Annotated in this window: 8 protein-coding genes (1 of these 8 running past the window's edge); 1 reads left to right on the top strand and 7 read right to left on the bottom strand. The window is 59.0% G+C overall.

From position 1 onward, the window contains the following. The 4 genes from pssA to BLU01_RS17575 all read right to left on the bottom strand — a co-directional run. Window positions 1-506: the 5' portion of a CDP-diacylglycerol--serine O-phosphatidyltransferase gene (pssA, locus tag BLU01_RS17590; RefSeq protein WP_092277945.1), read on the bottom strand. It extends 349 nt beyond the left edge of the window; 506 of the gene's 855 nt are visible here — the first part of the coding sequence; the start codon lies at window positions 504-506; the stop codon falls past the left edge of the window. Window positions 507-650: 144 nt separating this feature from the next. After that, complete coding sequence (ilvC, locus tag BLU01_RS17585; protein ID WP_007948647.1) at window positions 651-1,667, bottom strand: ketol-acid reductoisomerase; 1,017 nt, start codon at window positions 1,665-1,667, stop codon at window positions 651-653. Window positions 1,668-1,715: 48 nt separating this feature from the next. Continuing rightward, on the bottom strand, window positions 1,716-2,207 hold the full coding sequence (gene ilvN / locus BLU01_RS17580) for an acetolactate synthase small subunit (RefSeq protein ID WP_003176102.1): 492 nt from the start codon (window positions 2,205-2,207) through the stop codon (window positions 1,716-1,718). Window positions 2,208-2,209: 2 nt separating this feature from the next. Next, a complete protein-coding gene (locus BLU01_RS17575; protein WP_092281640.1) occupies window positions 2,210-3,934 on the bottom strand; it encodes an acetolactate synthase 3 large subunit in 1,725 nt (574 codons plus the stop codon). 401 nt (window positions 3,935-4,335) lie between these two features. On the opposite strand from BLU01_RS17575, the gene BLU01_RS17570 reads away from it, so the two are divergent. Further along, entirely contained in the window at window positions 4,336-4,758 is a 423-nt protein-coding gene (locus BLU01_RS17570; RefSeq protein WP_092277943.1) for a DUF4124 domain-containing protein, read from the top strand. A 119-nt stretch (window positions 4,759-4,877) separates the two neighbouring features. Here the strand turns inward: BLU01_RS17570 and BLU01_RS17565 are convergent, their stop codons facing one another. The 3 genes from BLU01_RS17565 to mrcB are packed head-to-tail and all read right to left on the bottom strand — an operon-like array spanning window position 4,878 to window position 8,291. Continuing rightward, the gene (locus tag BLU01_RS17565; RefSeq protein ID WP_092277941.1) at window positions 4,878-5,213 is read right to left on the bottom strand and encodes a YqcC family protein; all 336 of its coding nucleotides are present in this window, start codon (window positions 5,211-5,213) and stop codon (window positions 4,878-4,880) included. Next, window positions 5,213-5,950, bottom strand: a complete 738-nt coding sequence (locus tag BLU01_RS17560; RefSeq protein ID WP_092277939.1) for a hypothetical protein — start codon at window positions 5,948-5,950, stop codon at window positions 5,213-5,215. The genes BLU01_RS17565 and BLU01_RS17560 overlap by 1 nt, the downstream gene beginning before the upstream one ends. A gap of 16 nt (window positions 5,951-5,966) precedes the next feature. Then, window positions 5,967-8,291: a penicillin-binding protein 1B gene (gene mrcB / locus BLU01_RS17555; RefSeq protein ID WP_092277937.1), complete on the bottom strand. Its 2,325-nt coding sequence runs from the start codon at window positions 8,289-8,291 to the stop codon at window positions 5,967-5,969. Window positions 8,292-8,378: the final 87 nt, after the last annotated feature.

Raw genomic sequence — 8,378 nt, 5'->3', positions numbered from 1 at the left:
GCGGTGCCGACCTGGGTGTTGAAACGGGCCAGACGCAATGCCGCGCCCGCAACATAAATGAAGGCGACCATCCAGCCGACCTTGCCCATGTCACCCAAGGCCCAGCCGAATGCCAGCAAGGCCGGCGCGACGCCAAAGGCAACCATGTCCGACAGCGAGTCGTACTCGGCACCGAAGGCGCTTTGGGTATTGGTCATGCGCGCAACCCGGCCATCGAGGCCGTCGAGCACCATGGCGACGAAAATCGCGATCGCGGCGAAGGCAAAATATTTGCTCGCGTTGACCGAATCGCCGGCGCTCAAGGCTGCCTGGGCACTCATCGAGTTGATGATGGAATAGAACCCTGCGAAGAGGTTCGCAGTGGTGAAAAGATTCGGCAGAAGATAGATACCACGATGCCGGACTTTACGGCCTTCAGCGTCATGCCCTTCCTCGATGTGCTCATCGATGGGCAGCAGACTTTCGGCGTCAGGAGCCTGGTTTGGCTCTTCGGGACGTTCGCTCATGGACATTACCTTGCAACAGGGTGGAAAGTTTCGACAGGTGCCTGCGACCACGGTTCGGCCGCAAACGATGCAGCTTTATACCAGAACCGGCGATCCAAACGAAAAAACGCGGCCTAGGCCGCGTTTTCCGTACAAGACTGCGACTCAGTTTTTGGCTTTGTCGACGATCTTGTTGGCACCGATCCACGGCATCATGGAGCGCAGTTGCTCGCCGATGATTTCGATACCGTGAGCGGCGTTGTTACGACGCTTGGCGGTCATCGAAGGGTAGCCGGTTGCGCCTTCGCTGATGAACATTTTGGCGTATTCGCCGTCCTGAATACGTTTCAGGGCGTTGCGCATGGCCTGACGGGATTCGGCGTTGATCACTTCCGGACCGGTCACGTACTCGCCGTATTCAGCGTTGTTGGAGATCGAGTAGTTCATGTTGGCGATACCGCCTTCGTACATGAGGTCAACGATCAGCTTCAGTTCGTGCAGGCATTCGAAGTAGGCCATTTCCGGCGCGTAGCCAGCTTCAACCAGGGTTTCGAAACCGGCTTTTACCAGTTCAACGGTACCGCCGCACAGAACGGCTTGTTCGCCGAACAGGTCGGTTTCAGTCTCGTCCTTGAAGGTGGTTTCGATGATGCCGGTACGGCCGCCGCCAACGCCGGCAGCGTAGGACAGTGCAACGTTTTTGGCGTTGCCCGAAGCGTCCTGATAGATAGCGATCAAGTCAGGGATACCGCCGCCCTTGACGAACTCGGAACGCACGGTGTGGCCCGGGGCTTTCGGCGCGATCATGATCACATCGAGGTCAGCGCGCGGAACAACCTGGTTGTAGTGGATCGCGAAGCCGTGGGAGAAGGCCAGGGTGGCGCCTTTCTTGATGTTCGGCTCGATTTCGTTCTTGTACAGCGCGGACTGGAACTCGTCCGGGGTCAGGATCATGACCAGGTCGGCAGCAGCAACAGCGGACGCAACGTCAGTCACTTTCAGGCCGTGAGCTTCGGCTTTGGCAACAGTGGCCGAACCTTTACGCAGACCGACAGTAACGTCAACGCCGGAGTCTTTCAGGTTGCACGCTTGAGCGTGGCCCTGGGAACCGTAACCGATGATGGCAACTTTCTTGCCCTGGATGATCGACAGGTCGCAGTCTTTTTCGTAATAAACTTTCATGAAATTCCCCTATATATCCAGGCCGTTCAGGCCATTCACTAATTTGGTTTAGATGCTGAGTACTTTGTCGCCGCGGGCGATACCGGTTACGCCGCTACGGACGGTTTCCAGAATCGATGCGGTGCCGATGGACTGAATGAAGCTGTCGAGCTTGTCGCTGGTACCGGTCAGTTGAACGGTATAAACGCTGGCGCTGACATCGACGATCTGCCCACGGTAAATATCGGTAGTGCGTTTGATCTCGGCGCGCTGGGCGCCAGTCGCCTTGACCTTGACCAGCATCAGTTCGCGCTCGATGTGAGCACTCTCCGAGAGGTCGACCAACTTGACCACTTCGATCAACTTGTTGAGGTTCTTGGTGATCTGCTCGATCACTTCGTCATGCCCAACCGTGGTCAGCGTCAGACGCGACAATGTCGGGTCTTCGGTCGGTGCCACGGTCAGGCTTTCGATGTTGTAGTTGCGCTGCGAGAACAGGCCGACTACACGAGACAGAGCGCCGGGTTCGTTTTCCAGAAGCAAGGAAATAATGTGCCGCATGATTAAGTACGCTCCGTCTTGCTCAGCCACATATCGCGCATGGAGCCGTCTTTGATCTGCATCGGGTAGACGTGCTCACTGGTGTCGACCGAAATATCGAGCACCACCAGGCGATCCTTCATGGCGAACGCTTCCTCCATCTTCGACTTCAATTCTTTCGAATCGGTGATGCGCATGCCGACGTGGCCATAGGCCTCCGCCAACTTGACGAAGTCGGGCAACGATTCCATGTAGGAGTGCGAGTGGCGGCTGCCGTAGCTCATGTCTTGCCACTGGCGAACCATACCCAGAACACCGTTGTTCAGGATGACGATTTTCACCGGCAAGCCATATTGCAGACAGGTAGACAGCTCCTGAATATTCATCTGGATGCTGCCCTCGCCCGTCACGCAGACGACGTCGGCATCCGGGAAGCTCAGCTTGATGCCCATGGCCGCCGGGAAACCGAAGCCCATGGTGCCCAGGCCACCGGAGTTGATCCAGCGGTTCGGCTTGTTGAACGTGTAGTACTGCGCCGCGAACATCTGGTGCTGGCCCACGTCGGAAGCAACATAGGCATCGCCCTTGGTCACTTCGCAGAGGGTTTCGACCACGGTCTGCGGCTTGATGATGCTGCCGTCGCCCTTGTCGTAAGGGAACAGGCCGCGGTCACCGCGCCACTCGTCAACTTGCTTCCACCAACTGGCAACCGAGTCCTTGTTCGGGGTCTCGCCGATTTCCTTGAGGATCGCGACCATTTCGCTCAGGACACTTTCCACCGGGCCGACAATAGGAACGTCAGCCTTGATGGTCTTGGAGATCGAAGCCGGGTCGATGTCGATGTGAATGATCTTGGCGTTGGGGCAGAACTTCGCCGGGCCGTTGATCACGCGGTCATCGAAACGCGCGCCGACTGCAAGGATCACGTCAGCGTGGTGCATCGCCAGGTTGGCGGTGTAGCTGCCGTGCATGCCGAGCATGCCGATGAACTGGCGGTCGGTGCCAGGGTAGGCACCCAGGCCCATCAGCGTGTTGGTCACTGGCAGGTTGAGCATCTTCGCCAATTCGGTCAGCGGCGCGGAGCCACCCCCGAGAATCACGCCGCCGCCGGCGTACATCACTGGACGCTTGGCCGCGAGGAGCATTTCTGCAGCCTTGCGGATTTGCCCCGAGTGACCGCGAACGGCCGGGCTGTAGGAACGCAGCTTGGCTTTTTTCGGGAAGATGTATTCGAACTTCTCGGCCGGGTTGGTCATGTCTTTCGGGATATCGACCACGACCGGGCCCGGACGACCGGACTGCGCCAGGTAGAACGCCTTCTTCATGACTTCCGGGATTTCCGAGGCGTGCTTGATCATGAAGCTGTGCTTCACGATCGGCCGGGAGATACCGATCATGTCGGTTTCCTGGAACGCGTCGGTGCCAACCATGGTGCTAGGCACCTGGCCGGAAATGATCACCATCGGAATGGAGTCCATATAAGCAGTGGCGATCCCGGTAATGGCATTGGTTGCGCCAGGACCGGAAGTCACCAGTACCACGCCGGCTTTACCGGTGGCACGGGCATAGCCGTCAGCCATATGGGTAGCCGCTTGTTCATGACGAACCAGGATGTGGGTCACTTCCGGTTCTTTGAACAGGGCATCGTAGACATGAAGAAGAGCACCACCGGGGTACCCGTAGATATATTTGACGCCTTCGTCACGCAAAAAGCGGACGAGCATCTCACCGCCAGATAAAAGCTCCACGTTGTTCACCTCTAAAACGCCAGAATACCGTCCACTCACAAGAGGACGGGTCTTAATAGGTTTACTTCTCGGCAGAGCATGAGCGACGGTGGTCGCCGACTACGTCAGCACTGACTGAGCAAGTATTGGGATCGTCCCAAGTGTTGCGGGGCTTTCCCACCCAGCGCGAGGTAACGCGTTGCGGGTGTAACAGGTCGGCGCGGGTATGCGCCTCATGATCTGCCGAGTGGGTCTGCTTCTGGCAGTCCCTCTACAGCGGACTTTGGATTCTTCTGTTTCGTCCTCTGCAAGTCAAGCCGTCTATGTGCTTTATTGTGAGTAAGCACATGAGAACGCAAGAAAAAACCCGTAAACCCCATGTGTGTGAGCTTCAATTGCGCAACTTCTGACAAGGAAATGGCATGCGTACCTTTTTCATCACCGCCAGTTTGCTGTTCACCCTGAGCCCGATGACCATGGCGGCGCAGATTTACAAATGGGTGGACGCCCAAGGCGTTACGCACTTTGACGCGCAGCCGCCGCAGGGCCAGCCCTCCACCACGGTGGTAACGCCCGCCGCGCCGACGAGCAAACCGAGCGTGCCGGCCAACAGCAACGTGATTGGCGACCAACAAGGCATCGACAAGACTGTGAAAAAGCAGGTGGCAGAGCAGCAGGCGCAGCTCAAAGTGTTCTGCGAACAGGCGCGGACGAACCTTGCGCAGTTGCAGAACAACCCGCGATTACGTGAAGAGATTGATGGGGAGATGCGCCGTTTGACTGACCAGACGCGGCAGGAGCGCATCATCGAGGCGCAGAAGCAGATTGCCGATAATTGCCAATAACTGCCTATAAAAAACCTGTAGGAGCAAAGCTTGCTCGCGATAGCGATTCAGCCGTCAACACATGTGCTGAACGTGAAACAGCTTTCGCGAGCAAGCTTCGCTCCTACAGGGGATAGGTGTCAGCGCGACGCGGTGATCAGCAGGTCGAACTCTTTGAGCAAGACCTGCAACTGCCGATCCTTGCCCTGCACATCACGCGCGGCGAAGACCATTTCGGCCATTTCCTGAATGCCCGAGGCATTGGGCAACGGCAGATCCTGTTCGAGGATCGCCTTCATGCGCGGCAGGAAAATCCATTGCAGCCACTGCTCGAAGTCCAGCGTGTCGACCGCGAACGGCTCGACACTCGACAACGCTTCAGTGCTCGGCGCGACGTCGTCCCACCAGCCCTGAATCCGCAACTCGCGTTCGATCAGCAACAACTGCTCGGCAATCCTGGGGAAACGTGCGTCCATCACAGCGCAACCTTGGCCTTCTGACGGGCCAGTGCGGCGCCGGCGGAATCGCCCTGTTTCTCACGCGCCTGAGCGATCAATTCCCACAGGTTGGCCTGCAGATCCGCGCGGCCATTGGCGAACGTCAGACCGCGACGAGCGAATTGCTCGGCTTGCGGCGCATCACCTTGAGCCATGCGCACCTGCGCCAGGCGATAAAGCACTTGCGGCTCACGCGGGGCCACACGCTGGGCACGTTCCAGGCTCGAAGACGCGCCATTCAGGTCGCCACCGGCCTGTTGCTGTTGAGCGGTGGTGAGCAACGCGAGTACCGGACCGTCCAGTTGCTCGTCGGCCGACAAACCGCCGCCGCTGCTCGCCGAAGGAATCCCGCTCGGCGTCGATGGCATGCTGTAGCTGCCCTGATTGACCGGCGCCGATTGCACCGGCGAAGTATCAATCGGACCTGGGGTGATCGGCCCCGGAGTGATCGGCGAAGTGCTGATCGGCGCCGAACTCACTGCGCCGCCGCCCGGCACCATCACCACCACACCGGTATCGCCTTGCGGGATCGCCTGGGTCTGGCCTTGCGCAGGACGTTTCACGGTGGTCTGACGGAAACCGCCATTCGCCGAAATCCGCTCACTGTTCGACACCGCGCTGCCGGAGTCCACAACCGGGATCGAACCGCGCTGTACGCTGGAACAACCGCTGAGCAAAGCTACGGCGGTAACCGCTGGAATCAACCACTTGTTCACTTGAAACCCTCTTTGCTTAATTCATCCAGCCCTTGACCCAATCCATCACCGTTTCGCCGGAAGCAGGGCTTTCGCCACCGCAAGCTGCGCCGGGAGGCGGTTCGCTGCCGCGAATATACGGCATCTGCACCGCACCTGGGCAACCGGCATCAGAGCCTTGCCCGGTGCGCGAATCTACCCACGCCTGCACGATGTTGTCCGGTTGCGGCATGTCCAGCGGCAGCGGATCGGCTTTGCGCATGAAACTGGTCCAGACCTGCAAGGCACCGGTGGCGCCGGTGAACGGCGTCTTGCCGTTATCGTCGCGGCCCAGCCAGACCACCGCCAGCAGATCCTGACTGAAACCGGCGAACCAGCTGTCACGCGAATCGTTACTGGTGCCGGTCTTGCCCGCCAGCGTCAGGGTTTTCGGCAACACGTTGTAAACCGAACTGCCGGTGCCTTCACGCATGACCCGCTGCATGGCGCTCTGGATCAGGAAAATCGACGCTGGGTCAAAACGCTGCTGAATCTGGAACGGATAACGCTTGAGCGGCTCGCCTTCCGCAGTGAGAACGCTGCGAATCCCGCGCATCGGCGTATTAAAACCGCCGTTGGCCAGGGTCTGATACATCGTCGCCACTTCCATCGGCGTCAAGGCGCCCGCGCCCAACAGCATCGACGGGAACGCCGGGAATTCCCGCGTCACACCCAGTCGCGCCAAGGTCTTGAGGACGTTCGGCACGCCCAGCTCCAGACCGAGACGCGCGGTCGACAAGTTGTACGAATGCGCCAGCCCCTGATACAGGAACACTGTGCCGTGGGAGCGACGATCGTAGTTCTGCGGTTTCCAGACTTGCCCGTCCGCACCCTTCACCGAAAAAGCGTCGTCCGACAGCCAACTGGTCAAACTGTATTGGCTCGGCTTCTCAAGCGCCGTCAGATACACCGCCGGTTTGATCAACGAACCAATCGGCCGTACCGCGTCGAGCGCCCGGTTAAACCCGGCGAAACTCGCCTGACGGCTGCCGATCATGGCTTGGACTTCACCGGTTTCCGGGTTGGTCACGACCATCGCTGCTTCGACGTCATCCGAACCCTTGCGCCCGGCCAGGCGTTTAAAGGTGTCATTCACCGAGGCCTCGGCTTTCATCTGCAGAATCGGATCGAAACTGGTGAAAATCCGCAGGCCTTCTTCGGTCAAGTCTTCGTCGCGATAGTCATCGCGCAATTGCCGTTTGACCAGATCGATAAAGCCCGGGAACGAGCTGTCCGCGAGCTTGCCGCGCGTGGTCACGCCCAGCGGCATGGCTTTCGCCGCCGCCACTTGTTCGGCCGAGGCGACGCCTTGCTGCTCAAGCACGTCGAGCACCAGATTGCGTCGTTCCAGCGCGCGCTCAGGATTGCGTCGCGGGTTGTAATAGGACGGCCCTTTGACCATGCCCACCAGCAACGCCACTTGGTGCAATTTCAGCTCGGACAATGGTTGGCCGAAGAAGAACTGGCTGGCCAGACCAAAACCGTGCACCGCACGCTGACCGTCCTGGCCGACAAACACTTCGTTGAGGTAAGCCTCAAGAATTTCGCGTTTGTCGTAATGCAGCTCCAGCAGCATCGCCATCATGGCTTCGGTGAGCTTGCGGGTCAGGCTGCGTTCGCTGGTCAGGTAGAAATTCTTGACCAATTGTTGCGTCAGCGTACTGCCGCCCTGGGTCATCTTGCCGCCCGAGGTGTTCACATAAACGGCGCGGGCAATCGACTTCGGCGACACGCCCCAGTGACTGTAGAAATCCCGATCTTCCACCGCGACCAGCGTTTCGAGCAGGTACGGCGGCACCTGATCGATCTTGATCAGAATCCGGTCTTCGAGGTTTTTCGGATAAATCCCGCCGATCATCAGCGGTTCCAGGCGCACCACCGACAGCTTCGAGCCGTTGGTCGCGGACAGCTCGGCCACGTAGTCGCCGGAGAAGCGCACGCGCACCGGCTGAGCTTTTTCCAGGCCTTCATAAAACTGGAAGCCACGGGTGTTCAGGTCGACGGTATTGCCGCTGACCGCCGCCGCGCCGGGGCCGTTGTTCACGGCTTCGCGGCGATAGCCCAAGGCATCGAGTTCGGTAAGGAAGTCTTCCTTGCTGAGCTTCTGACCGGTGAACAATTCCAGCGGCCGTGCGTAAACCTTGGCCGGAATGGTCCAGCGCTTGCCGGAAAACTTCTCCTGGACAATCGCGTCGAGGTACACCGCGAACCCGGCGAGCACGACGAGGCCGACCAGGCTGAGTTTAATGGCCCAGCTCAGCCAGGGGCTCATGCCCTTGGAAGGTGGTTTTTTTTTGCTGCGAGGGGATCGAGTACGAGTCATGGCGGCGGATTATACGCACTTTATTCATCCTCAACAGGAGCCCTCCGAGGTTTGCGTCAGGCGGACTTGCGGCCATAATGGCGACCT

The sequence above is a fragment of the Pseudomonas prosekii genome (genome assembly GCF_900105155.1).
Classification (GTDB): Bacteria; Pseudomonadota; Gammaproteobacteria; order Pseudomonadales; family Pseudomonadaceae; genus Aquipseudomonas; species Aquipseudomonas prosekii.
The sequence above is the reverse complement of the archived record's forward strand: the minus strand, read 5'-3'. Positions and strand labels throughout refer to the sequence as shown.

What these genes read in the sequence shown, in the direction of transcription:
- ilvC (WP_007948647.1), bottom strand. Translation starts at nt 1,667, where the DNA reads ATGAAAGTTTATTACGAAAAAGACTGCGACCTGTCGATCATCCAGGGC.
- ilvN (WP_003176102.1), bottom strand. Translation starts at nt 2,207, where the DNA reads ATGCGGCACATTATTTCCTTGCTTCTGGAAAACGAACCCGGCGCTCTG.
- BLU01_RS17570 (WP_092277943.1), top strand. Translation starts at nt 4,336, where the DNA reads ATGCGTACCTTTTTCATCACCGCCAGTTTGCTGTTCACCCTGAGCCCG.
- BLU01_RS17565 (WP_092277941.1), bottom strand. Translation starts at nt 5,213, where the DNA reads ATGGACGCACGTTTCCCCAGGATTGCCGAGCAGTTGTTGCTGATCGAA.
- mrcB (WP_092277937.1), bottom strand. Translation starts at nt 8,291, where the DNA reads ATGACTCGTACTCGATCCCCTCGCAGCAAAAAAAAACCACCTTCCAAG.